This is a genomic window from Chloroflexaceae bacterium, from assembly GCA_025057155.1.
Lineage (GTDB): Bacteria > Chloroflexota > Chloroflexia > Chloroflexales > Chloroflexaceae > JACAEO01.
Genome location: JANWYD010000007.1, coordinates 61454 through 85496 on the forward strand (window position 1 = coordinate 61454; position 24043 = coordinate 85496).

Consider the following 24043-nt stretch of genomic DNA (forward strand, 5'->3'; position numbering starts at 1 on the left):
CCCGACGCCGGCTATGAGGATGGGGAAACCGGGTTTCCCCACGCCCCTGCCGGCGGGGCGCAAAGGGCGCCCCCTCGCGGCGGACCGCCGCGGCGTTCCCCGCGCCGCTGCCCGGGGGTGCGGGGGGCGCCACCCGCGGCGGACCACCGCGGCGCCACGTACTTCAACGCGGCACGCTCCCCGGCCCTACGACGCTGCGCGGGGCGACCAGATGCACCGTAAACGTCTCTTCGTAGACCTGTTGCTGCGGCGGTGGCAGGGGCGCGACGGGTATTTCCGGCGCCTCTCCGTCCCACAGGTCACCGGGATCGGGGGCCGTGTTCACGATCCATACCTCGGCATCCACCGCCACGCGGATGCCGACGGGCGCGAGCCGTTCCAGTCCGTAGGCGTGCCCTCTGCGCTCGCTGAACAGCGGGAGGGGCGCGTGGCTCCAGTAGACATGCGCCTGGCGAGCAATCTCGTCTTCGCGCACCGAGCGGTTGGCGCGAATCTCGTCCAGGGTCGCGCCGCCGAGGTAGGCGTGCATGCAGCCCGGCAATCCGGTTGGTGATTGGGCGCAGCCCATCGTTCCGGCGCCCGCGCGCGGGTCGTGCCAGATGCCACGGTCATCCTGGTAGCCGGTGACGCGCCAGCCAGTGACCCTGGCCCGGTACTCGTAGTGCGGGAAGAGCAGCAGCGGGTCCCACTCATTGGGAAAGACAAGCTCTGTCAATCGCGGCGTGAAGCGCAGAGTCTCCCCCGCTGGCCAGGCAAACCGCGTCCCTTCGGTCAGGTAGATGGCGTCGGTCGGATTGGCGCCGCCGGTCAGCGGATCAAACTCTGAGTTGATCGCCAGACGGAGGCGCGCCTGGCCCTGTTCGATGGTCGGCGGCGGATCGACCGGCGTCTCCTCGACGGCGCGATTGTCCGCCGGGTCGTCACCCGGAGTGACCGTGGCAATGACCGCCTCCATGCGCAGGTGCCGGCCCGCTGGTACGCTGGTCTGCACCACGAGGGTCAGGGGTTGGGATGAGCGGAAGCGTGGCGCCAGGTCGCCCAGGTCCCACTCCAGCACGCGGCCATTCTTGCGGCCAGGGGTAATAGTGGCGCGGAGGAACTGCACGTCAGGTGGCAGGGTGATACGCAGGGTTACGCCTATCGCAGCGCGGGTCAGGTCGGGACGGCGGCGGTAGAGGTTGCCGTAGTCCACTTCATAGGCAAAGATGCTGCCCCAACCGATGATCGCCGCCGGTCCCCGCGCCGTAACGTAGACGTTGGGACGGATCACGTCCGCAGTCGTTGCCGCGGTGTTGTTGGCGCGATCCGCAGGTCGTTCGGGCGTGCTGGTGCTGATGCTTCCCCGCGCGCCGATGGCATCGGCAGGAAAATTATTCGCGTCAGCAGGTGTGGCCGGCAGGCGAATGGGAATGCGCAGCGTCCAGACCTGGCTGCCATTCGGGCGCAGATCGCTGGCGGTGCAACGGACGCTGACCGGCCCGGTGGCCCGACACTGGGAGGGCAGAGTCCCCGGCGTCGCGCCGTCGTCTATGGTCACCTCAATCGTTGGATCATAGGCCGTGCCCGTTCCCCGGTTCACCGCGGCAACCACCAGGTCGCCCCATTCGCCTACGGGCAGCGGGGACGGGTTGAACGCCAGGCTGATAGCCACGTCAGGGAAGAGCACCCGCGTGGTCGCGGTGGCGCTGTTGTTGCCGGGCGGATCACCGGCAGTGCTCGTTGTGACCGTGGCCGTGTTTTGGAGGATCTCTTCCGCCTCCACCGTCGGGCGAACGGTGATACGGAACGCGATGACCTCATCAGGGCGGTGTTCGTTCCACGCGCAGCGCACAGCGTGGGTGGGCGCGTCGTAGGTGCAGGCCGGATGATCCACGCTCACGAAGCTCACTCCGCGGGGCAACGGATCGCTGAGGCGCGGTTGCCAGGCCACGGTGCTGCCACGATTTCGCACCGTCAGAGTGTAAGTCAGCTCGGCTCCGACCAGCGCCTCCGGCGGGGCGGCCTTGGTCAGGACCAGGTCGGGGGCAACAATAGCCACTGCGGCCATAGCCTGGTTGTTGAGCAGGGTCCACTCCGGGGTGGTCGTGGTGATACGGGCGCTGATGGTCACGAGCGGCGGCGCTGCCGGGTCGGAGACGGGCAGCGTCGGGCGTAAGGGCAGCCAGAGATTGCGCCATTCGCCCGGAGCGAGCGCGCCCAGGTTAAAGGTGCGGATAGATTGGCCGTCATCATCGAAGACCAGGCCACTGGAGAGCGAGACGGTGACCACGGCGTCGTCGGACCGGGCGAGGGCGTCGCTGCTCCAGTTCCCGGCCTGAAGGAGCGCCCAGAAGGGCGCTCCAACCAGTACCCGCTCAGGAGTGAAGAAGCCCACGGCTACGTCAGGCGCCTGAATGGTGGTGGCGGCAACGGCTTCGTTGTTGCTGTAATCGGTTTCGGGCGTGGTGGTCGTGACGCGGGCCATGGCGGTGACCGATGGCGGCGAGACCGGCCGCGGGGCGCGAACCCGGACGCGGTAGGCGCGCGCATCGCCTGGTCCAAGCGCGCCAACGTTCCAGATAACCGGCATGCCGCCATCGAGGCGCTCCAGACCTGGGGGCAGACTCAGAATGATCTGAACATTGTCTGCGCTGCTCGTCGTGGTCAGATTGCGGATGGTAACATCGTAAGCAAATGGATCGCCGGAGCGCGCCTGGGCCGGGGCAGTGAGCGATATGGCAAGGTCCAGCCCGGCGCGGACGCCCATGTCCAGGGTGCGCCGATCCTCCTGGCGGGCCAGGCGGGCGGCTTCGCGGTCGTGCGGTGAACCATTGAGCAGGTTGCTCCCGACTCCAGCGAGGATGACGCCCTGCGGCCCGGCGTCGCTGTCGCGGCTCAGATCGCTGCTGGCGTTGGGCGTGGTGTAGGTGGCGCCGGGGAGCGCGCCGCCCGCGGCGAAGGCCGCTGGCGCAATACGGACGCGCAGATCCCGGTTCGGCGGTGCGGCGAAACGGTAGCGCCCCTGGCCATCGGTGGCGACCGTTGCCAGGACCGTCCCGGCGGCGTCGGTCAGTTCGACGGGAATATTCGCGCGGCGTGGCTCGCTGTCCTGGCGAACGCCGTCCCGGTTGTCGTCCTCCCAGATTACGCCCTGGACGTAGGCGTAGGTACAGAGGGGTTCGATATCCCCCAGGGCGGCGGCTTTGGTGGGAGTGGCATGGCCGACAATAGTCTGGAAAGCGCTTTCCTGGCCGCCGCTACCGGCGTAGAAACTCACTGCGGCCTGATTGACGCCGAACAGTTGGGTCACGACCACCTGAGCCCGGGCGGGATCCGCTCCAGTGGGCAGAGTTGCCAGGCCACCCATATGGTTTTCGGTATGGGGCGGCGTGGCGCCCACGGCGAACTGGTGCAGGTTGTCAGTGAAGGCATCATAGCGGTGAGCCGGCCAGGTGCGGCCATCGCCAGACGCGCGGTTGAGGGGGTCGGTGCGAGAGACGCTTACGAGGCTCCAACCGCTGCCGGTCCAGCGGTAGGCCAGCGTATCGCCCTGGGAGCTAACCTGATAGCCGCCTGGAGGTGGGCTGCGGAAGAAGAGCTGGTCGCCGGCCCGATCGCGGATGCCAAGGAAGAGAGTCTGCCCATCCGGGGCAAATGTCAGGTCGGTCAGCACAGGCTGCGGGTGCGCAACAGTGTCGTTCACGCGCGCCATCGCGCCTTCGCTGTCCACCCAGGGGTTCCAGGCGGCCCCGCTTCCGCCGATGCCATTGGCTGGAGATGTAATGATGATCTCGGAAAGGGACGTGCCATCCAGGCGATCAAGCATGGCGCCGCTGCGAAGGTTCTGGGTAAGGGAGGCGCCCCAGGTCCACGCCCCGCCGGGGGTGCGGTAGAAGGTGGCGACAAAGACGGTGGCGGTATCGCGATTGGTGAAGCCAACGAGCATGGCCGGGGCGTCGTTGACCGGCTGCGGCGTAAAGGCAATCGCGAAGGGGTAGGTCACCGTAGTATCCTGCCCGATGGCGGCATAGGCGCCCGCCAGCGATAGAGGTGGCAGGAAGGCGCCCGTAGTGACATCCAGGCGCTCGATGCGCCGCTCGGAGATGTTGACAATGAACAGATGGCGCCCTTCGGGATGCATGGCGATGCCGCCGAGGCCGCTTGTGCCGGTACGCGCGGTGGTGGCGCTGTCGTCGCGATCGTTGCCGCTGCGCTCCCAGTGATTGCCGGGAACCGAAGCAAACAGCGACCAGGCCCCCGTGACGGGGTTGATGGCGTAGATGGCGCCGGGACCGCCGGGGCCGAAGGCGGTGAAGCGGCGGAGATGGGCGGCGGCGAAGAGGCGCGGCGCGCCGCTCAGCGCGCCGTCGTCGTAGGCCAGGCCGTAGACGGCGCCAAGGCCGTTCTGGACGCGCGCGCTCGCCGGGCTGCCCGGTGGACGCTGGCCCAGCGGGGCGAGGGCGCGTGTACCGGACGGCGATACCTCTAGAATGGCATTGACGTTGGCGCGCGGCTCGAAGATCGTGTCGTCGCCGCGGGCAACGGCATACGTCGGGGCTGCCAGGCACGGAACGGCGCCGGTGGAGACGGCGCTGCCAGAGGGCAGGACGCCCTGAGCTGCGACCTGTCGTGGCGGCAGTAGAACCATCAGGAGCGGCAGAAAGGCCAGGGCAGCCAGTACGGCGGCGAGCACCTGGAAGGCGTTCCGGCGGCGACGATGCAGGGCAAGGATGCACGGCAACAATGGCATAGATACGGACCTCCGGTACTGAGTTGCCACCTGTGATTGTGGATTGTGGATTGAGCACGGGTGTCTGGAAGCGGTCAGGGTGGTGCTCATTTCCGACTCGGGGGTCCTGAGCAACACGGTTCGCTTATGTACCGCACACCGGGGCCTGGCGATACGCAGTGAGCGTTCAGCTCGATGTGCGGCTTCACTGCCTGATGTGAAAACAGCCGGTAGCCGATAGGTTGGCGCCAGTCGTTTGATCGCGGCGGTGTGCGCCCTTTGCGTGTGCGTCTGAAAAAAACCGGGAGGACTCAGGTTTTCAGGTGTAGGGTTTTTCGAGCGAGAAGCGGTTTTTGCATTCCAATGCGCTTACGATCCTCACCCCCCGCCCCCTCTCCCGCGCGGGGGGGGGAAGTTGGGCGTCCGAATGCCCCGGATGGCGCATGCGACGCGAGCATGCGCCGAAAAACCCTACACCTGAGAACATACAAGCCCCGGTCGGCAAGCGCCACCACCGTCCGGGCGCGCGGGATCGCTGGCCGTAGGAGGCGCAGGAGCCGCAGCCATTCGCGCCGCCACGCCCCTTTGCGTCCGGCCCGCAGCACGGCCCAGGCGACCGGACTGCCGTTCCCCCGATACACCACGGAGACGGACAACACCGCAAAGCGGTCGCCCAGGGTGGTCGCATCCAGGGTCAGCGCCAGGCGGTTCCCCTGCCACAGGCGCACGATCCAGGCCAGGAAGGGGACACAACCGGTCGTCGCGTCGAGGGCCTGGCGCTGCCGGCAGGCCTGGCGCAGGGCCTCGACGCACCAGTCGCACCAGCACTGTGCAACGGGAGCGACCTTGCGCGTCAGCAGCAGCGCCAGGAACGGCGCCACTGTCAAGCGCCCGCGCGACCGGGCTACGGCAGTGCCAAAACTCCACCACGGCAGCGCCGTCGCCCGGGGTTTGCTGAGGTGCGGCGGATTGGTTGGCACGCAGCGCATCCATTCCGATAACGCCTCCTGACATCATGGTGGCATGGGTACACCTCACGATACCGGATAGGGATGACTGACCTCAAATACCTGCCCCCAAAAGTCTCTATCGCCCCCATCCCATGCCCCCGTTCGATCCAGGACGATTACCCTTGACACGTCCAGATAAGAATCGGTATAGTATAGATATCAAATACATTCCCGAACAAAATATAACCGGTCGCCCCTGGTCAGGACTCACCTCCAATCGCCCCTTCGTTGGGGTTGACCTGGCTGTCTCAATTTCAGCTTGATGCTCTCTACAGGCTCATTGGCGAGCTACGGATACAGGCTGTCGTTCATTGGCGAACGGAGAAAACGCAATGGAGATCAGTCGGGACAGGCTCATTTGGGCGTATGAGCGCATGCGGCTCATTCGTGAGTTCGAGGATCGGCTCCACACCGATTTTGCTGCCGGTAAGATCCCTGGCTTCGTTCACCTCTACGCTGGCGAAGAGGCGGTCGCGGTTGGCCTCTGCGCGCATCTGCGCGATGATGATTTCATCACCAGCACCCACCGCGGCCATGGTCACTGTATTGCCAAAGGCGTCGATCTGCGCGCGATGATGGCCGAGATCTCCGGCAAGGCGACCGGCGCCTGCAAAGGCAAGGGCGGCTCGATGCACATCGCCGATGTTGACAGGGGCATGCTCGGTGCGAACGGGATCGTCGGCGGCGGCCCGCCGCTGGCGTGCGGCGCTGGCCTGACCGCCAGGCTCAAAGGCACCGATCAGGTGACGGTCTGCTTCTTCGGTGATGGCGCCTCGAATCAGGGCACAACCTTCGAGGGTCTCAATCTGGCCGGCATCTGGAAGCTACCGGTGGTCTTTGTGTGCGAAAATAACGGTTACGCCGAGACCACATCGCCCCGCTATTCGGTCTCTGGCCAGGACATCGCCGCCCGCGCGCGTGGTTTTGGCATGCCGAGCATTGCCATTGACGGCCTCGATTTCTTTGCCGTCTACGAAGCGGCCGGCGAGGCGATTGCTCGCGCGCGTCGCGGCGAGGGGCCGACCTTCATCGAGGCGCAGACGTATCGCTACTACGGCCACTTTGAGGGCGACTCGATCCGCTATCGCACTCGCGAAGAGGAAGAGCATTATCGCTCGCTCGATTGTCTCTACCGCTTCCGCCAGACCGTTATTTCCCAGGGTTTGCTAACTGAGGCTGAGCTTGATGAGATTGACGTCCGCGCTCGCGCCGCGATCGAAGATGCGGTGCGGTTCGCCGCCGAAAGCCCGATGCCCGATCCGGCTGAGCTGCTCACCGATGTCTATGTCGAGTATCCGATGGCGGCGCTCTGGCCATTCCAGGAGGCGGCAGTTCCGGTGCATCGCTAGGTTTTGATCCAGGATTTCCGGCGGAGATTCTCCGTTGCTACTCAACGATGAGGTGACGCCATGACGGCAATGGTTGAAGAGGCGGTACGCACCTTGAGCTATCGCGAGGCGATTAACGAGGCGTTGCGCCTTGAGATGCGGCGCGACCCAACCGTAATCCTGATGGGTGAGGATGTGACCGGCGCGTCACACAGTGAAGATGAGAGCCATCTCGATGCGTGGGGCGGCGTGTTGGGTGTGACCAAGGGGTTGGTGCATGAATTTGGCCGCCAGCGCGTGCGCGATACGCCGATCACCGAGTCGGGTTTTGTCGGCGCCGGTGTCGGTGCGGCGGCAACCGGCCTGCGTCCGGTGGTCGAGCTGATGTTCATCGGTTTTATGGGCGTTTGCCTCGATCAGATCGTCAATCAGGCCGCCAAGATGCGCTATATGTTTGGCGGCAAGGCCCGCATTCCGCTGGTGATCCGCACCATGATCGGCGCCGGTTTCCGCGCCGCCGCCCAGCACTCCGATTCGATCTACTCGACCTTCGTTCATTTCCCCGGCCTCAAGGTGGTAGCGCCGGCGACGCCTGCCGATGCCAAAGGCTTGCTGGCGGCGGCCATCCGCGACGACGATCCGGTGATCTTCTGCGAGCACAAGCTGCTCTACGATATGAAGGGGCCGGTGCCCGAAGGCGAGTATGTAATTCCGCTCGGCCAGGCCGAAATCAAGCGTGAGGGCGGCGATGTGACGATCGTGGCGATTTCGCGCATGGTGTTGCACGCGCTCGAAGCCGCTGAACGGCTGGCTCAGCAAGGGATCAGCGCCGAGGTGGTTGATCTGCGCACGCTCTCGCCGCTTGACGAGACGACCGTGCTCGAGTCGATTCGCAAGACTGGCCGCCTGGTGGTGGTTGATGAGGATAACCCGCGTTGTAGTGTGGCTGGCGATATTGCCACGCTGGCGGCGACGCAGGCCCTCGAATTCCTCAATGCTCCCGTCAAGCTGGTGACGCCGCCCCATACCCCGGTACCGTTTAGCCCGACGCTCGAAGACGCCTACGTGCCCTCGCCGGAACGCATAGTCGCGGCCGCACGGGCGACGCTTGGCTAACTCGGTGGGCTGTTGTTGCAGGAGTTGCCATGCCTACCGAGGTGGTTATGCCCAAGTGGGGCTTGAGTATGCAAGAGGGCAAGATCAACCTCTGGCTCAAGCGCGAGGGCGAAGCGGTACAGAAGGGCGAACCGATTGCCGAGGTCGAGACCGAGAAGATTACGAATGTGGTGGAAGCGCCGGCCAGCGGCACGCTGGCCCGGCTCTGCTACCCTGAAGGTAGTGTGGTGGCGGTGACGGAGGTGATTGCCTACATCACCGCCCCCGGCGAGAGTCTGGCCGATGTAACCACGAACGGCGCGACCGAGACGGTGACAACCACTCCCGCGCTGCCGGCAGCGGCGGCGCCGAAGCCGGCTTCACCGCTGCCGGCAGCTCCTGCTGGCGGTGTGCGGGCTATGCCGGCGGCGCGCAAGCTGGCCCAGGAGCATGGGATTGATCTGAACACGCTCACCGGCAGCGGTCCCGGCGGCGCAATTGTCAAGGAGGATGTGGAGCGCGCCATCGCTGCCCGCGCCACGCTGGCGCAGCCGTTGCAGCGAGTGCAGTTCTACAGCGCCGGTTACCGGCTCGATGGCTTGCTCTACACGCCGCGCAGCTTGCCGGCGGGCGAACGGCGGCCCGGCGTGGTCTTGCTGGTCGGGTACACCTATCTCAAGACGATGGTGATGCCCGATATTGCCAAGGTCTTGAACGCCGCCGGCTATATAGCGCTGGTCTTCGACTATCGCGGGTTTGGCGAGAGCGAAGGGCCGCGGGGTCGTCTGTTGCCGCTCGAACAGGTGGCCGATGCGCGGGCTGCCCTCACTTTCCTTAACGAGCAGCCCACGGTCGATCCCGATCGATTGGCCGTGGTTGGGATCAGCCTTGGCGGCGCACACGCCATCACCACTGCCGCGATCGATGAGCGGGTCAAAGCGGTGGTGGCGCTCGAACCGCCGGGCAATGGCGCACGCTGGTTGCGCAGTCTGCGCCGCCAGTGGGAATGGACGCAGTTCCTTGCCCGGTTGGACGAAGACCGCCGCCAACGGGTGCGCACCGGCATCTCGGCAACGGTCGATCCGTTAGAGATTGTGCTACCCGATCCTGATTCGCGGGCGTTTCTCGATCAGGTCTGCGCCGAATTCCCGCAGATGAAGGTCATGGTGCCGCTAGAGAGCGCCGAGGCGCTGATCGAGTATGCGCCCGAAGAGGTGGCTGATCAGATCACGCCGCGCCCGCTGTTGATCATCCACGGCGACCGCGATCAGTTGGTGCCATTGGCGGAAGCACAGGCGATTGCCGCCTGCGCCGGTGACTCGTGCCGGCTGGAGGTAGTGCCCGGGATGACCCATTTCAACTGGGTGCTGCCGGGCAGCCCCGGTTTTACCCGCGTGACTGATAGTATCGTCGCGTTTTTGCGCGCAGCGTTGCCGGTCGCACCGTGATCAGGTGTTGTTTCGTAGAGCCGCGCGGCCGTGCGGCTCCAACGCAAATTCTATGATCATAGCCGGCATCATTGCTAATCCAGCCTCAGGTAAAGACATCCGGCGGCTGGTGGCTCACGGGTCGGTCTTCGATAACGAAGAGAAGGTCAGTATCGTCAAACGGGTGTTGCTGGGGTTAGAAGCGGTCGGCGTGCAGCGCGTCTGGATCATGCCCGACCGCTTCGGCATCGGTCTCAAGGCGCTCGACAACCTGCCCTTGCAGATCGAAGCGACGTTGCTCGATATGCTGGCGTGGTTCAACCCCGACGACTCACGGCGGGCGGCGCAGCTTTTGGCCGAGCGCGGCGCTGGTTGCATCGTGACGCTTGGAGGCGACGGCACCAACCGGCTGGTGGCCAAGGGGTGCGGCGAGGTGCCGTTGATGCCGATCTCGACCGGCACCAACAACGTCTTTCCGATGATGATTGAAGCGACCACCGCCGGCCTCGCTGCCGGGCTGGTAGCGCTCGGGCGTGCCGAAGCAGCGGTGATGCGCGCGCCGCGGATCGATGTCTATCGCCAGCGCGCCGATCAGGACGAGTATAACCTGCCTGCTGGCGCGCCGCCTGACGACATTGCCCTGGTCGATGTGGCCGTCTACGACGAGCGATTTGTCGCTGCGCGTGCGATCTGGGATAGCGCGCGCATCAGCGATCTGTTGCTCACCCGCGCCGAGCCGGGCAATATCGGGTTGTCGTCGATCGGGGCCAATTTTCTGGCTGGCAACTATCCGCCGGGCCACGGGCTTTACCTGCATCTAGCCGCAACCGGCCAACCGGTGTGCGCGCCGGTCGCGCCAGGGCTGATGCAGACGGTGCATGTCGCTGCGCATCGGGTGTTGGCGCCCGGCGACGTGGTGCAGGTGTGCCGCGATCAGCCGGCAGTGCTGGCGCTTGATGGCGAACGCGAATTGGAATTGCGTGCTGGCGATTGCGCGTTGTTGCGCCTGAACCCCCACGGCCCGCGGGTGATTGATCCGCGGCGGGCGATTGCGGTGGCGGCGGCGGACGGATTTTTCACAGCGGGGCGGGTCTGAAACCCGCCCCGCCCGCTCAGGTTCCTGCGCCGTGTGTCTCGCGGCGCACGTGCCGCCAGTCTTGCAGATCAACCTTTTCGAGAAACGCTATGCAATCGTATTATAGGGTCAGCACATCAATTACCAGACCCTCGTGCGGGCGCAGGTCGAGGGCCGCCAGGGGCACATGGCCGGTGCGATCCATGGCGGTGCAGGCGGCGACGACGCCCTCGGCGGCAATGTGCCGTAGATCGAGCTGGCAGGGGCGATCGGCAAAGTTAAGCGCTATCAGCAAGTGCTCGGGGCCACGCGCGCGCAGGTAGGCAAAGACGTCGGGATTGCCGGTCTCGATGGTGCGATAACTGCCGGCGTGTAAGGCGGAGGAAGCCCGGCGCAAGGCGAGGAGATGGCGCGTCAGGGCCAGCATGGAGCGCGGGTCGGCGCGTTGCGCCGCCACGTTGCGTTGCCTGGCGTCGGCGGCGAGGGGCAGCCAGGGTTCGCCGCGGGTGAAGCCGGCGCCGGGGCTGTCGTCCCATTGCATCGGGGTGCGCACGGGGTCGCGGCCATAGCCGGGCACGCGGATGCCCAGCGGGTCTACCACACGTTCGGGGGGAATGGGCACATCTTCCATGCCGATCTCATCGCCGTAGTAGAGCGTTGGCGTGCCACGCAGGGTAAGCAGCAGCATCTGGGCGATGCGGGCGTGCGCGGCGCCGAGGCGTGAGGCGACACGCGACCGGTCGTGGTTGCCGAGCACCCAGTTGGGCCAGGCGCCTGGGGGCAGAGCGCGCTCATAGCGTTCGACCAGATCGCGCACCGCGGCGGCGCTCCACTCCGGCAGGGTGATCAGGTTGAAGTTGAACGGCAGGTGCACCTCATCCAGATTGGCGCCGTAGTACGCCACCAGGTCCTCCACAGGCTTGTAGATTTCGCCGATCAGCACCCGATCCTCAAACTCATCGGCCACGGCGCGCATCTCGCGGATCACCCCGTGGACCTCGGGCTGATGCTGGTCGTAGAGGCGCAGCAGCCGGTGATAGGGTGGATGCGCGGGCGTCCAGTCGGGGTTGGGGGGGTTGTCAGGCAGATCGGGATGCTTGATCAGCATCCAGATCACATCAACCCGAAAGCCATCCACCCCTTTGCGAAACCAGAAGCGCATGACCTCATAGATTGCCTGGCGGACGGCGGGATTGCGCCAGTTAAGATCGGGCTGCCTGGGATCGAAGAGGTGCAGATAGTACTGGCCGGTAGCGGGATCGAAGGTCCAGGCGGGGCCACCGAAATGGCTGAGCCAGTTGTTGGGCGGGCCGCCGTCGGGAGCGGGATCGCGCCAGATGTACCAGTCGCGGTAGGGGTTGTCGCGGGCGCTGCGCGACTGGCGAAACCAGGGATGCTCGTCGGAGGTGTGATTGGGCACCAGGTCGAGCAGGAGTTTCATGCCGCGGGCATGGGTGGCGGCGAGGAGGCGGTCGAAATCCTCCATAGTCCCGAAGCGAGGGTCAATGCCGGTATAATCGGCGACATCGTAGCCGAAATCGGCCATGGGCGAGGGAAAGATCGGCGAGATCCAGATCGCGTCAATTCCAAGCCACTCCAGGTAATCCAGCCGCGCGGCGATGCCGGGCAGATCGCCGATGCCGTCGTCGTTACTATCCTGGAAGCTCCAGGGATAGATCTGGTAGACTGTGCCGGTCTGCCACCAGCGAAAGGTTGTACGCATGGCCGTAGCTTCAGGCATCGAACACGCCAGGCTCGGGGCGTGGCGTGATGTGCTTCTTGAGCAAGTCCTCCAGGGCGGCGGCCTGACGGGGCGAGAGGGCGCGCTGGGAGATGATCAGCAACTGGCCGGTCCGGAGGGTCAACTCGTATACCCCCTCGGCCTTGCGCCAGGCGCGGAACTCGTCCCAGGCGAAGCTGCTGCGCCCCTGGCGCGAACTCATCTCTACGCCGCGCTTATCAAACTCATAGCGCGTTGGCAGGTAGATCGGCAAACTGGTATCGCGGCTGCGCCGGGTAATGATGACCCATCCCACGATGGCGTAGACCGCCAGTGGCAACCAGGCGGCCAGGTAGAGGATCGTCGGCGCGTCGGGCGCGAAGAAGCCATACGCCGTGAGTGTGGCGGCAACAAAGGCGTAGAGGTAAAATCCCGGGCGCCGGAAGTACCGGCTCAGGGCATGCCGTAAAAACTCCTTGCGAGAGACGGTGCTTTCGATAACCATGGCTACATTCCGTCGTTGTGGAGGCGCCTGCCAGGAGGGTCCAGGAGGGCCAGACCCCCCGGGAAAACCTTTCATTCGTCCCCTTGTTCTGCGGCGCAGCCGCGCACGCCAGGAGGGGCGGGGGAGGGCGACGTCCTCCCGAGAGAACCGTTCTTGCGTCCCGTGGTTGCGCGACCCAGCCGTATGGACTTCTATTATACGCCGAACCGCGACCAGTTCCGCTTTGCGAGGGGATGCGACAGGGGGTGACAAAGGGCGTTCGTCGGGCGGTGTAGCCGCCCCAAACCACGCCGCTGGAGGCAGACGTTGCCCTGGGCCCGCAAGCGCCGGGGTACGTGTTCACACTTCTCCTGGGAGCGAGGGCACCTTGCCCTCGAATCCTGACGAGGGCGGGACGCCCTCGCTCCCAGGTCTGCGGCGTTACCCCAACTCTGAACACGTACGCGCCGGGGAGGAAATCTATGACCAGTCTGGCCATCAATCTCGAGGATGTGCGCGATGCGGCGGCACGGCTGCGGGGCATCGCCAATTTCACCCCGGTGCACACCAGCCGCACCCTGAACGAGCTGACCGGTCGCGAGATCTGGCTCAAGTGCGAGAACTTCCAGCGGAGCGGCTCGTTCAAGTTCCGGGGGGCCTACAATGCCATCAGCCGGCTGCCGGCGGAACGGCGGGCGCGCGGCGTGGTGGCCTTCAGCAGCGGCAACCACGCCCAGGGGGCGGCCCTGGCAGCGAAGTTGTTCGGCATCCCCGCTGTGATCTGTATGCCCGACGATGCTCCCCCGGTGAAGGTCGCAGCCACCAGGGGCTACGGGGCCGAAGTGGCGATCTTCGACCGTTCCACCGTGGACCGTGACACCTTCGCCCGGGCGATTGCCGAAGAACGGGGCATGACCGTCATTCCACCCTACGACCATCCCCATATCATCGCCGGACAGGGCACGGTGGCGCTGGAACTGCTGGCCCAGGCGGAGGGGCTTGACGCGCTGGTAATCCCGGTGGGCGGGGGCGGGCTGATCGGTGGATGCGCGGTAGCCGCCAGGGGCTTGCAGCCAGGAATCCGGATCTTCGGGGTGGAGACTGAAGGAGCCGACGATGGGCGGCAGTCGCTCGAGCGAGGCGAACGGGTGACCATTCCGCCACCCGCCACCATCGCCGACGGCATTCGCACCACCTCGCCCGGGGAACTCACCTTCCCCATCATGCAGCGGCATGTCGAACGCATTCTGGTGGTGAGCGACGAGGCGGTGCTTGAGGCGCTGCGCTTCATTCTTCTGCGCCTGAAGCTGGTGGCCGAGCCAACCGGCGCGGTCGGCCTCGCGGCGGTGCTGGGCGGGCTGCTGCCGCCGGAGTGCCGCCGGGTAGGGGTGGTGATCTGCGGCGGCAACCTTGAGCCCTCGCTGCTGGCGCGACTGTGAATGGGATTTGGGATTTTGGATTTGGGATTTCGGATTTGGGCCTGCTGGGCATGGCAATTCAAAGTCCAGGCTGGCGCGACCGGAATAGGATTTGGGATTTCGGATTTGGGATTTGGGATTTTGGATTTGGGCCTGCTGGATATGGCAATCCAAAATCCCAAATCCAAAATCCCAAATCGCATTACTCATACCGCAGGGCCTCGATGGGTTGCAGCATCGCGGCGCGGCGAGCGGGGTAGAAGCCGAAGCCAATGCCGATCAGCGAGGCGAAGGCCAGGGCGATGGCCACGGCGCTCCAGGAGATCGGCGCGCCGATTCCTGTCGCCGCGCCGATCAGCAGGACGATGCCGATGGCCCCGGCGATGCCGATCAGGCTGCCGACCAGGCTGAGGGCCAGGGCCTCGAGCACGAACTGGCCGAGCACGTCGCCGTCGGAGGCGCCGAGAGCCTTGCGAACGCCAATCTCGCGGGTGCGCTCGGTTACCGCCACCAGCATGATGTTCATGATCCCGATGCCGCCCACGACCAGGCTGATGCCCGCTACGACGGCGATGAACCCGGTAATGGCCCCGTTGATGCCCCGCAGCACGTTGAGCGCCTGGGTGGGCGTGCGCACCTCGAAATCGTTGATCGCCCCTTCGGGTACGTTGCGGGTGGCTCGCAGCGTAGCGACGATCGCCTCCTCGGCCGGGGCGACCACCTTCTCGCTGGTAATGCCCAGCAACACGCTGCTCATGCGCAGCCCGCGCCCCGGCAGATCCAGATCGCCAACCAGGCGCAGGCGTACTGTGCTCACCGGAGCGAACACCCGCCCGTCGGTGGAGAAGGGGCCGCCATTCTCGTCAATCACGCCGACGATCGTCAGCGGCTGGCCATTGATCTCCACCGTGCGGCCAACGGCGGCCCGCAGCGCCTCCGGCTCGGCGCCGAACAGGTCGCGGGCCACCAGGTAGCCCAGCACCCCCACGCGGGCGCCATCGGCTTCGTCGGCGGCGGTGAGGAAGCGCCCGGCCAGCATCGGCACTGTCTGAACCTGCGGGTAGGCCTCGGTGGTGCCGACCAGCAGCGTCTGGACGGCCACGGTTCCGGCGCGCACCTGGGTATTCACCGCCACTTCGGGGACGGCCACGCGGAAGAGATCGGGCCGCGAAGCGGCCAGATCCGACAGCACCCGGTAGTCCTGCACCGAGAGCAGGCCGTAGCCGGGCACGTCGCGGGCGCCTTTGGCGTCAGGGTCGCCCGGCTCCACAGCGATGCGCCGGGTGCCCAGGTCCACGAATTGCTCGAAGACGCTGCTCTGGAGGGCGTTGCCCAGGGAGAGTACGGCCACCAGGGTGCCGGCCCCGATGATGATGCCGAGCATGGTGAGCAGCGAGCGAAACTTGTTGGCCCTGAGGCTGTCGAGGGCCATAGCGATCTGTTCTTTGATCATCTCTCGAACCTACTCCTGAACGGCATCGCGGCGGCGCACAGGAACGGGCACCGGCTCAAGACCGTGCTCGCGCTCGATGCGCTCGAACACCTCGACGCCGTAGTATTCGCTCAGAATGTTCTCGGCCAGGCGCCCGTCGCGCAGGCCGATCACCCGGTCCATGTGCCGGCCGATCTCCGGGTCGTGGGTCACTATGATGATCGTCCGGCCCTGTTCGCGGTTCAACTCGCGGAAGAGGGCCATAATCTCGGCTCCGGTGCGGGTGTCGAGGGCGCCGGTAGGTTCGTCGGCCAGGATGATCGCCGGGTTGTGGACGAGGGCGCGGGCGATAGCGACGCGCTGCTTCTGGCCGCCCGAAAGGGTGTTGGGCAGATTGTCGGCCCTGGCGCCGAGGCCCACCGCCTCCAGGGCCGCGCGGGCCAGTTCGCGCCGCCGCCGCCCGTCCACGCGCCCGTAGACCAGGGGCAGTTCCACGTTTTGCAGCGCGGTGAGGCGGGGCAGCAGGTTGAAGTTCTGGAAGACGAAGCCGAGCTTGCGGTTCCGCACCCGGGCCTGTTCCAGGCGGGTAAGGCCGCTCACGTCCTCGCCGTCAAGCAGGTAGCGCCCGCTGGTAGGCGTGTCGAGCAGGCCGATCAACGTCATCAAGGTGCTTTTGCCAGAGCCTGACGGCCCCATAATGGCAATCATTTCGCCCTGGTCAACCTGCAACGAAACATTGTCGAGGGCGCGGAAGACGCCGTCGCCGGTAGGAAACTCTTTGACGATGTTTTCGATCTGAACGATCGGTCTGGTTCTATAGTCGGTGTGCATGGCACGGTGCTCCATTGTGTAAGGGGGAAACCGGGGGTCCCCAGGCCCCGGCCCGCCGGGGCGCCGCTGGAGCGCAACCTTCCAGGTTGCGGTCCGGGGAAACCGGGTTGCCCCGCGGGGGCTTCCGGCAGTTCAACGTCGGGCAGTTGCTAGCGAATGACGATCTGCTCGCCCTCGGCGAGGCCGCTGCGGATCTCGATGCGATCACCGGCGCGCAGACCGGTCTCCACAACCCGTTCCTCCACCCGGCGCTCGTTGCCTTCGCCCACGACGACGCTGACCACGCTCCTGCCGTCAACCGTCCGCACGGCGGCCAGGGGCACGCTGAGGGCGTTGTCGCGGCGGTCGGCCACGATGGTGGCGCTGGCGGTCATGCCGGGCTTGAGCAGAGCGCCGGCGGGGTCAATCTCGACGGTGACCTGGTAGGCGGTCACGCCGCTGGCGCTTGTAGGCAGTGGCTCCAGGCGCAGGACCGTGCCGGGAAGGGTCTGGCCCAGGGCGTCCACGAGCACCTCAACCGGCTGGCCGGGCCGGACACGGGCGATATCCACCTCATCTACCGTCACCTTGACCAGGAAGCGGCTGATGTCAATGAGCACGACGGGGGCGGCGGCCCCGACGCTCTCGCCGGGGGCGACGTTGACGCTGGCCACCACGCCGTCGAAGGGGGCGCGCAGGGTGAGGTCATCGAGAGCCGCCTGGGCCTGCGCGAGCTGGGCCTGGGCCTGCGCGACGCGGGCCTCAGCGCGGGCAAGGTCGCTGGCGGTCGGATCGGCGGTCAGTTGTTCCAGGCGCGCGCGGGCGGCCTCAAGGTTGGCCTGCTGGGCGGCGAGAGCGCCGGCGCGCTGCGCTCCGGTCAGACGGGCCAGTTCGGCCTGAGCGCGGGCCAGTTGGGCGCGGGCTGCGGCCAGGTCGTCGGCATCGGCGCCGGCCAGCAGCGTATCCAGATCGGTCTGGGCGGCGCGCACGCGGGCCTCGGCGGTTTGCAGGCCGCTGATTTCGTTCTGGACGGCCGTCTCATACGCTATCCGGGCCTGCTGGAGAGCGGCCTCGGCATCGGCCAGGTTTCGGGCGGCCTGGTCGAAGGCGACCTGGAAATCCTGCTTCTGGAAATCGTTCAGCGAACGGCCGGTGCGGGGGTCAGTGCCATTGCGCCGCACGTGCTCGAGGTCCCAGTAGGCGGCGCTGTAGGCGCTCTGGGCATTGCGCACCGTGTTGGCGGCGGCCTCGACGTTCAGACGGGCCTGCTCCTTGGCGCTGGCGAGGGCCGCGCGCTGGCGTTCAAGCTCGGCGCGGGCCTCGGCGAGGGCCGTCTCGGCGCGAGCGCGAGCATCGCTCTTCGCTCCGGCCTCGAGTTCGGCCAGGCGGGCGCGGGCCTCCTCCACGGCGGCGCGGGCGGCGGCGATGTCGGCATCGGTGACGCTGCCCCGGGTCTGGGTCAGGGCGCCCTGAGCGGCGCGCACCTGAGCCTGGGCCTCGGCGATCTGTTCGGGCGTGGCGCCCTCGCGCAGGGCCTGCAGGTCGGCCTGGGCTACGGCGAGGTTGGCCGCGGCAGCGTCGCGGGCGGCCGCCTGCTGCCGGCTATCGAGCACGATCAGCGCATCGCCGGCCCTGACTGCATCGCCTTCGACGACCAGCACTTCGGCGACGCGGCCCGAAGCGGCGGGGAAGGACAGTTCGGCCTGGACGCGCGGCTCCACCCGCCCGGTGGCGCTCACCCCCAGCACCAGGTCGCCCCGGCTCACGGGAACGAGCGTGGCGTCGGCGAGGGGATTGGCCCGCGCGCCGCTAAAGTTGCGGAAGGCGAAGGTGCCGGCGACAGCCAGCAACAGGACCAGAGCAATAATCGCGGCAAAGGTCGGGCGGCGCAGGCCGCCCGGTCGAGACTGTGGAAGCGTCGTCATAGAGTGAATATTCCTCTCAATGCGTGTGGTCAACCATGCGCGATGCGCATCGCTCGTCGGGAGAACTCCTTCGGGAGGGCTATACCCTCTCAAGAACGCGCGTTCACCGGTCGTCTGGAGGAAGGTGGGGAAACCAGGTTTCCCCACACCCCTGCCGGAGGGGCGACTCTAGGGGGCACAGCCCTCCCAGACCACCCGGGCGCGTTCCCCAGGCGCCTCAGGTTCTTAATGGGTGTCCGTGGCGTCCGTAGCGCCAGGGCGACCGGCGGCCGCAACCCCGTAAAGAAACAGATCCACCATTTCCGAAGATGAGATCGGACTGATCTGCACGGGAATGCCGCTCTCGGCGGCCCAGGTGGCCATGCGGCTCGCGCCGGCAAACTCCTGGCAAGCCTCGGACACGCTCAAGAATAGATTGGCAAGCGTCACGGGCGCATAATGTCCAAGGGCGCCTTCAGCGACACCCTCCTCCATCACGCCAAGAATCGGGCGAAAGAGGTGGGTGAAAAAAGCCCGCGCCAGACGGTTGCGATTGGCCGGTCCGAGATGCTCGGCCATCTCGTGGCGCATCATGCGCATATCCCGGTCGCGGTCGTCCATCAACACGGCGGCGAGGGCGCGCAGGCGGGCGACCGTCCCGCCAGGAGCATTGGCGGCCGCGGCGAGGCGGGCGCCCATCTCCTGCAGCACTCGCAGCCCCATCTGAACGAAGAGTTCCTCTTTGTCGGCGAAGTAGTAGTACAGGGTTGGCTTGGTTACATCCGCGGCGCGGATGATATCGTTGATCGAAACGGCCTTATAGCCCCGCTGCATAAAGAGATGGCTGGCGGCGTCAACGATCTTCACCGCCGTGGGGCTGCTAATGGGTTCGAGATCCTGCGTCATAGCGATTCTATATGACCGGTCAGTAAATAAAAGAAGCCAAAAGATTTCACAACTTTACCGACCGGTCAGGAAGAGTATACACCCCTTGTCCGGTCTTGTCAAGGTTTTGCACAGATTAGATGGACAACCTGGTTGCGCGCGGCGCGAACGGCGGGATTGCCACCATTCTGTCATCTTCAAAGATGTCAAATACGCCTGACGGGCGCGTTTAACTCGACAGCCGCCATGGAGCGCACCGGTCGCCGCTGGCGCGTCGCCCGCGCCGGCGGCCAGAGATGGGTGGAATCCATGCTCTCTCGCCGACGCCTGCTGCGCCTGCTGGGCGCCACGCTCGCGATGGTCGCCGGCCCGCGCCCTGCGCATGCGCAGGAAGCGCCCTTCCGCATCCACCTCCCCTTCGTCAGCGGCGCCGAGCCGCTATCTGAGCCTGCCCCTGACCCCGGGCCTGAGCCGTCCCCCGCGCCTGTTCCTGCGCCGCCGCCCCCGCCGGCCCCCGATCCAGGCGTATGGACCAACGATAACGGCTATCTGCTAGCGCCGCCCTCGGGCACGCCAGAGCAGGCCATCGCCTGGTTTGCCGCCCGCTCGACGCTCTACACACGCTACGACATCACCACTATTGTGCAGGCCTATGCCCGAATCGGGAACGCGGCAGGCGTGGACTGGTTCCTGGCCCTGGCGCAGTGCGCCCACGAGACCGGCAGCCTGACCTCCTGGTGGTGCGCCCGGCCCCGCCGCAATCCTGCCGGCATCGGCGTGACCGGCGCGACCCTGCCCGGCTCACCCGACTATCCGCCCGGGCGCAACTGGGCCTGGGATGGCCTGGTCTGGCGCGAGGGGGCCAGTTTCGCCGCCTGGGACAGTGACGCGGTGCGGGCGCACCTGGGGCGCTTGCTGGCCTACGCCCTGCCGGCCGGCTCTGGCACGCCCTACCAGCAGGAGTTGATCGCCTACGCCCTGGACGTGCGTGGTCTGTCTCCCGCCAACCGCGGGGTCGCGCTGACTATTACCGACCTGAACGGTCGCTGGGCCGTGCCCGGCGCCGAATACGGCCAGCGCATTCTGAGCCTGGCGGAGCGCATGCGCGGTGGATGAAGGCCAGCGCGATTGCCGATTGCCAGGTGAGGGCGATGCGAACGGAGGCGGTCGGCCTCGTACTGACCCTCCAGCACGTCGCCCGGAGCCGCACCCCTCTGGCTTAAGAAATCTCCACTCTCGCCCGGAACGGCATCATGCGCCCTATAGCCCGTTATGACGCGCTGCAACCTCTCCTGGGACCGGCGCATGATCGCCCTTGACTCCCCCCTGCCCTGGTTCTATAATAGGCCTATATTAAGCACCCCTTAACCTCTGATCCAGGAGGCGTGTGCTATGGGGGCAAAAACAAACAGTGCAATGAATATTTTCCTCAGGGGCGCGTAGGCATACGCCTGCGGCGCCCCTGATGTTTTTCGCGTTGACGCACGGAGCGACCTGAACCCGGTAGTTCAGTCATAACAGGAGGCAAGCGATGCATTCCGACCTGATTGGCAAGATCGAAAAGGCCCGCCGCTACGCTGAGGAGCCGGAGCGGATCAAGTTTAACGAATTCACTGTCACCTTCCACGGTGGAAATAGCAACCATACCATCTCCTTCAAGGATGGTCACTGGCATTGCGATTGCTCGTTTTTCCAGGTCTGGAACACCTGCGCCCACGTCATGGCGTTGCAGCGCATCCTCCAGCCGATGCTAACCGCGGAGGCCTTGAGCGTCGATCTGCCGATCCCCGAGCATGACCTGAGTGAAGAGGGTGTGGCCGTCTGACGCGCAACACCCTCAGAATGAAGATGACAGGGAGGGTCTGGGAGCGCAGCCTGCTCCCGGACCCTCCCCTTTTTGCCGCCTTTTGCGCGGCGAAGCGAGACGTGTATGCCGCTGATCATCGCCCACCGGGGCGCTTCGGCCTGCGCCCCGGAGAACACGATGGCCGCCTTCGAACTGGCGTGGCGGCAGGCCGCGGATATGATCGAACTCGACGTGCGGCGCACCGCCGATGGCCGCCTGGTGGCGTTCCACGACGAGACGACTGAACGCTGGAACGGCCAGAAACGCCCCGTCGCCGCGTGCACCCTGGCCGAGCTGCAAACCCTGGACATCGGCGGCGAACGTGTGCCGGCGCTTGAGGAGGTGCTGGAGTTCGCCCGCGCGAGCGGCATGCGGCTCAACCTCGAGTTGAAAACCACGGGAATGGCCGCCCGTTGCGCCGAGCTCCTGGCCACTTTCGATCTGCTCGAGCAGGTGCTTGTCTCATCGTTCAGGGAGGCCGCCCTGCGCGAACTGCGCGCCGTGGCGCCGGCGCTGCCCCGCGGCTATCTGATGGGCACGCGCACTGTTCACCCCGCCGTGCGCGCCCGCGAACTCTGGCCCTTCTTCGCCCTCCGCGCCGTCGAGGCCGTCGCCTGGCATCCCTACTGCGACCTCCCCAACCTCGACTGGCTGCTGCCCCTGGCGCGCCGCGCCGGCTACCAGGTCAACGTCTGGACGGTGGACGAGCCGGAGCGCATGCGCGCCCTCGCCGCCCTTGGTGCGACCGGCATCATCACCAATCGGCCCGATCTGGCCCGCCAGGTGTTAAAGGGCTAATCTGAAACCTGGGGAAACCCGGTTTCCCCACCCTCCTGCCGACGGGCGTCCCGCGCCCCATTGCTGCGTGGCGGGCGATGGGGAAACCGGGTTTCCCCATCGCCCCTGTCGGCGGAAGGGCATGTCACTGTTACGCGGCCCGGCGCGACTCTTCAATGTAGCTCAGCGACTGGTGGCGGAAGTAGGTGTTGTAGAGTTCGGCGTAGTGCCCGCCACGCGCCAGCAGCTCGTCGTGAGCGCCTTCTTCAATGATCGTTCCCCTGTGCAGCACGATGATGCGATCGGCGTGGCGCACCGTCGAGAGGCGATGGGCGATGACGATCGCGGTGCGCCCCGCCAGCACCGTGTCCAACCCCTCCTGGATAAGCGCCTCGGTCAGCGGGTCAATGCTGGCCGTAGCCTCGTCGAGGATGCAGATCGCCGGATCTTGCAGCAGCACCCGCGCCAGGGTCACCAGTTGCCGCTGGCCCATCGAGAGGCTGCCGCCCCGTTCGCCCACCCGCGTGTCGAGACCATCGGGCAGGTTGTCGAGCCAGTCGCCCCCGCCGACGTGCCGGGCCGCGGCCAGCACCTCGTCGTCGCTCGCCTCCGGGCGTCCGTAGCGGATGTTCTCGCGCACTGTGCCGTCAAAGAGAAAGGGCGTCTGGGTGACGATACCCAGCCGTGACCGGTAGGCGGCCAGGTCGAGTTCGCGAATGTCCACTCCATCAATCGTGATCCGGCCTCCCTGGAACTCGTAGAAGCGCGCCACCAGCTTCGCGATGCTGCTCTTGCCCGAGCCGGTGTGGCCCACCAGGGCCACCGTCTCGCCGGGCCGGATGTGCAGATTGAACCCGGTGAGCACTGGCTCGCCCTCGCGGTAGGCGAAGTCCACCTGCTCGAAGCTGATCGCGCCTGCGAGCTTCGGCAGGCTGCGGTTGCCGGTCTGCACCACCTGCGGTTCGCTATCAATCAGGGCGAAAACGCGCTCCCCTGCGGCCAGGCCAAGCTGAAACTGGCTCCAGAAGGAGGCGATGCCGGTCAGAGGGAACCAGAAGGTCTGCAACCCCTGGATGAAGAGGAACCACAGTCCTGCGGTCAGCATGCCGGTGCGCACTTCCAGACCGCCGAGGTAGACCAGGGTGGCCGTGGCGATCGCCGCCATGAGGTTGAGGGCGGGGAAGATGCCGCTCAAGACGAAGCGCATACGGCGGTTGACCCGCAGGGAGCGCCGGTTCACCGCCAGGAACTCGGCGTAGATGGCCGGCTCCTGGCGGAAGGTCTTGGCGACGCCGATGCCGTTGACCGTCTCGCCGATATGGGCGCTGACCTCGGCATTCATACGGCGCGAGGCGGTGATGGTGCGGCGGGCGATAGCGCGGAAGGCCAGCGCCGCGCCGATAATAAAGGGCGTCAGCACCAGCAGCACCATCGTTAGCTTGAGGCTGATCGTGGCCAGGTAGCCGACGATGAAGAGCACCAGCAGCAGCCGGCTCATCAGGTCCATCGTCAGGGTCATGACCTGGGCGAAAGCGGCCGTATCGGAGTTGACGCGGCTGACGATCTTACCGGTCGGGAACTGGTCGTAGAACGACATATCGCGGCGCAGCACGGCCTCGACGGCGTCCTCGCGCATGGCCAGCACCACATCGCCTACCGCCTGCGCCGAGAAGGTCTGCCGCACCAGGTTGAAGAGCCACGATGCGGCGCCGAGGAGCGCCAGTCCGGCGGCCAGTCCGACGATGAGCCACGGGTCGGGGGTGGCGCTGATCCAGTCGAGGCTGCGGGCGATGAAGATCGGCGCGCCGGCATCGAGCGCCGCTGTAGCGACGACCATCAGCGCGGCGAGGAGCATCTTGCCGGCCTGGGGCCGGAAATAGCCCAGGATGCGGCGCACCAGCGCCCCGTCACTGTAGGTGCGATCATAGGCTTCGGCGTCAAGCCCATCGAGAATGAAACCCATACTGGCTCCCTGGTTGCTAGAGCACTGACCGGAATGATTATCCGCTGAGGCCACCGAGTACTCTGTGAACTGAGTTTTTCGGTAACTTCGCCCCCTCCCCAACCCTCCCCCGCTAGGGGAGGGAGTCCAGCGCCTCCTCCCCACCGGGGGGAGTCTGGGAG

General features: G+C 66.2%; 17 protein-coding genes. 8 read left to right on the forward strand and 9 right to left on the reverse strand.

The genetic code is table 11. The features are described from left to right. Positions 1-163: 163 nt before the first annotated feature. Positions 164-4729: a hypothetical protein gene (locus tag NZU74_07490; GenBank protein ID MCS6881162.1), complete on the reverse strand. Its 4566-nt coding sequence runs from the start codon at positions 4727-4729 to the stop codon at positions 164-166. Positions 4730-5019: 290 nt separating this feature from the next. Next, the gene (locus NZU74_07495) at positions 5020-5688 is read right to left on the reverse strand and encodes a hypothetical protein (GenBank protein ID MCS6881163.1); all 669 of its coding nucleotides are present in this window, start codon (positions 5686-5688) and stop codon (positions 5020-5022) included. Positions 5689-6050: 362 nt separating this feature from the next. Here NZU74_07495 and NZU74_07500 point away from each other — a divergent pair, with 362 nt between their 5' ends. From NZU74_07500 to NZU74_07515, 4 genes are read left to right on the forward strand one after another with little or no spacing between them, the layout of a single operon-like run. Further along, complete coding sequence (locus NZU74_07500; GenBank protein ID MCS6881164.1) at positions 6051-7067, forward strand: thiamine pyrophosphate-dependent dehydrogenase E1 component subunit alpha; 1017 nt, start codon at positions 6051-6053, stop codon at positions 7065-7067. A 60-nt stretch (positions 7068-7127) separates the two neighbouring features. Then, positions 7128-8162, forward strand: coding sequence for an alpha-ketoacid dehydrogenase subunit beta (locus tag NZU74_07505; GenBank protein ID MCS6881165.1), 1035 nt, complete (start codon positions 7128-7130; stop codon positions 8160-8162). Between the two features lie 29 nt (positions 8163-8191). Further along, on the forward strand, positions 8192-9589 hold the full coding sequence (locus tag NZU74_07510; protein MCS6881166.1) for an alpha/beta fold hydrolase: 1398 nt from the start codon (positions 8192-8194) through the stop codon (positions 9587-9589). A gap of 52 nt (positions 9590-9641) precedes the next feature. Then, a complete protein-coding gene (locus tag NZU74_07515) occupies positions 9642-10664 on the forward strand; it encodes an NAD(+)/NADH kinase (protein ID MCS6881167.1) in 1023 nt (340 codons plus the stop codon). Positions 10665-10764: 100 nt separating this feature from the next. Here NZU74_07515 and NZU74_07520 read toward each other — a convergent pair whose 3' ends face one another. Further along, entirely contained in the window at positions 10765-12366 is a 1602-nt protein-coding gene (locus NZU74_07520; GenBank protein MCS6881168.1) for an alpha-amylase family glycosyl hydrolase, read from the reverse strand. A 10-nt stretch (positions 12367-12376) separates the two neighbouring features. Further along, on the reverse strand, positions 12377-12868 hold the full coding sequence (locus NZU74_07525) for a YcxB family protein (protein MCS6881169.1): 492 nt from the start codon (positions 12866-12868) through the stop codon (positions 12377-12379). A 461-nt stretch (positions 12869-13329) separates the two neighbouring features. Between NZU74_07525 and NZU74_07530 the strand changes: the two genes are divergently transcribed. Beyond that, positions 13330-14286, forward strand: a complete 957-nt coding sequence (locus NZU74_07530; protein MCS6881170.1) for a pyridoxal-phosphate dependent enzyme — start codon at positions 13330-13332, stop codon at positions 14284-14286. A 181-nt stretch (positions 14287-14467) separates the two neighbouring features. Here the strand turns inward: NZU74_07530 and NZU74_07535 are convergent, their stop codons facing one another. The 4 genes from NZU74_07535 to NZU74_07550 form a co-directional block, all read right to left on the reverse strand. After that, positions 14468-15718: an ABC transporter permease gene (locus tag NZU74_07535; protein MCS6881171.1), complete on the reverse strand. Its 1251-nt coding sequence runs from the start codon at positions 15716-15718 to the stop codon at positions 14468-14470. Between the two features lie 9 nt (positions 15719-15727). After that, entirely contained in the window at positions 15728-16501 is a 774-nt protein-coding gene (locus tag NZU74_07540; GenBank protein MCS6881172.1) for an ABC transporter ATP-binding protein, read from the reverse strand. A 176-nt stretch (positions 16502-16677) separates the two neighbouring features. Continuing rightward, the gene (locus tag NZU74_07545) at positions 16678-18432 is read right to left on the reverse strand and encodes an efflux RND transporter periplasmic adaptor subunit (protein ID MCS6881173.1); all 1755 of its coding nucleotides are present in this window, start codon (positions 18430-18432) and stop codon (positions 16678-16680) included. A gap of 225 nt (positions 18433-18657) precedes the next feature. Further along, positions 18658-19317, reverse strand: a complete 660-nt coding sequence (locus NZU74_07550) for a TetR/AcrR family transcriptional regulator (protein MCS6881174.1) — start codon at positions 19315-19317, stop codon at positions 18658-18660. 225 nt (positions 19318-19542) lie between these two features. Here NZU74_07550 and NZU74_07555 point away from each other — a divergent pair, with 225 nt between their 5' ends. The 3 genes from NZU74_07555 to NZU74_07565 all read left to right on the forward strand — a co-directional run bounded on the left by NZU74_07555 (position 19543) and on the right by NZU74_07565 (position 21940). Next, complete coding sequence (locus NZU74_07555) at positions 19543-20412, forward strand: glucosaminidase domain-containing protein (protein ID MCS6881175.1); 870 nt, start codon at positions 19543-19545, stop codon at positions 20410-20412. A gap of 415 nt (positions 20413-20827) precedes the next feature. Next, positions 20828-21121 carry a hypothetical protein gene (locus NZU74_07560; GenBank protein MCS6881176.1) on the forward strand — a complete coding sequence of 98 codons (294 nt, stop codon included), beginning with the start codon at positions 20828-20830 and terminating at the stop codon, positions 21119-21121. A 105-nt stretch (positions 21122-21226) separates the two neighbouring features. Further along, the gene (locus NZU74_07565; GenBank protein MCS6881177.1) at positions 21227-21940 is read left to right on the forward strand and encodes a glycerophosphodiester phosphodiesterase; all 714 of its coding nucleotides are present in this window, start codon (positions 21227-21229) and stop codon (positions 21938-21940) included. A 130-nt stretch (positions 21941-22070) separates the two neighbouring features. Here the strand turns inward: NZU74_07565 and NZU74_07570 are convergent, their stop codons facing one another. Beyond that, positions 22071-23882 (reverse strand): ABC transporter ATP-binding protein/permease, encoded by a 1812-nt coding sequence (locus NZU74_07570; protein MCS6881178.1) that lies wholly within the window; start codon positions 23880-23882, stop codon positions 22071-22073. Positions 23883-24043 lie beyond the last annotated feature (161 nt).

What these genes read in the sequence shown, in the direction of transcription:
- NZU74_07490 (MCS6881162.1), bottom strand. Translation starts at nt 4,729, where the DNA reads ATGCCATTGTTGCCGTGCATCCTTGCCCTGCATCGTCGCCGCCGGAAC.
- NZU74_07500 (MCS6881164.1), top strand. Translation starts at nt 6,051, where the DNA reads ATGGAGATCAGTCGGGACAGGCTCATTTGGGCGTATGAGCGCATGCGG.
- NZU74_07505 (MCS6881165.1), top strand. Translation starts at nt 7,128, where the DNA reads ATGACGGCAATGGTTGAAGAGGCGGTACGCACCTTGAGCTATCGCGAG.
- NZU74_07510 (MCS6881166.1), top strand. Translation starts at nt 8,192, where the DNA reads ATGCCTACCGAGGTGGTTATGCCCAAGTGGGGCTTGAGTATGCAAGAG.
- NZU74_07515 (MCS6881167.1), top strand. Translation starts at nt 9,642, where the DNA reads ATGATCATAGCCGGCATCATTGCTAATCCAGCCTCAGGTAAAGACATC.
- NZU74_07520 (MCS6881168.1), bottom strand. Translation starts at nt 12,366, where the DNA reads ATGCGTACAACCTTTCGCTGGTGGCAGACCGGCACAGTCTACCAGATC.
- NZU74_07525 (MCS6881169.1), bottom strand. Translation starts at nt 12,868, where the DNA reads ATGGTTATCGAAAGCACCGTCTCTCGCAAGGAGTTTTTACGGCATGCC.
- NZU74_07530 (MCS6881170.1), top strand. Translation starts at nt 13,330, where the DNA reads ATGACCAGTCTGGCCATCAATCTCGAGGATGTGCGCGATGCGGCGGCA.
- NZU74_07535 (MCS6881171.1), bottom strand. Translation starts at nt 15,718, where the DNA reads ATGATCAAAGAACAGATCGCTATGGCCCTCGACAGCCTCAGGGCCAAC.
- NZU74_07545 (MCS6881173.1), bottom strand. Translation starts at nt 18,432, where the DNA reads ATGACGACGCTTCCACAGTCTCGACCGGGCGGCCTGCGCCGCCCGACC.
- NZU74_07550 (MCS6881174.1), bottom strand. Translation starts at nt 19,317, where the DNA reads ATGACGCAGGATCTCGAACCCATTAGCAGCCCCACGGCGGTGAAGATC.
- NZU74_07555 (MCS6881175.1), top strand. Translation starts at nt 19,543, where the DNA reads ATGGAGCGCACCGGTCGCCGCTGGCGCGTCGCCCGCGCCGGCGGCCAG.
- NZU74_07560 (MCS6881176.1), top strand. Translation starts at nt 20,828, where the DNA reads ATGCATTCCGACCTGATTGGCAAGATCGAAAAGGCCCGCCGCTACGCT.
- NZU74_07565 (MCS6881177.1), top strand. Translation starts at nt 21,227, where the DNA reads ATGCCGCTGATCATCGCCCACCGGGGCGCTTCGGCCTGCGCCCCGGAG.
- NZU74_07570 (MCS6881178.1), bottom strand. Translation starts at nt 23,882, where the DNA reads ATGGGTTTCATTCTCGATGGGCTTGACGCCGAAGCCTATGATCGCACC.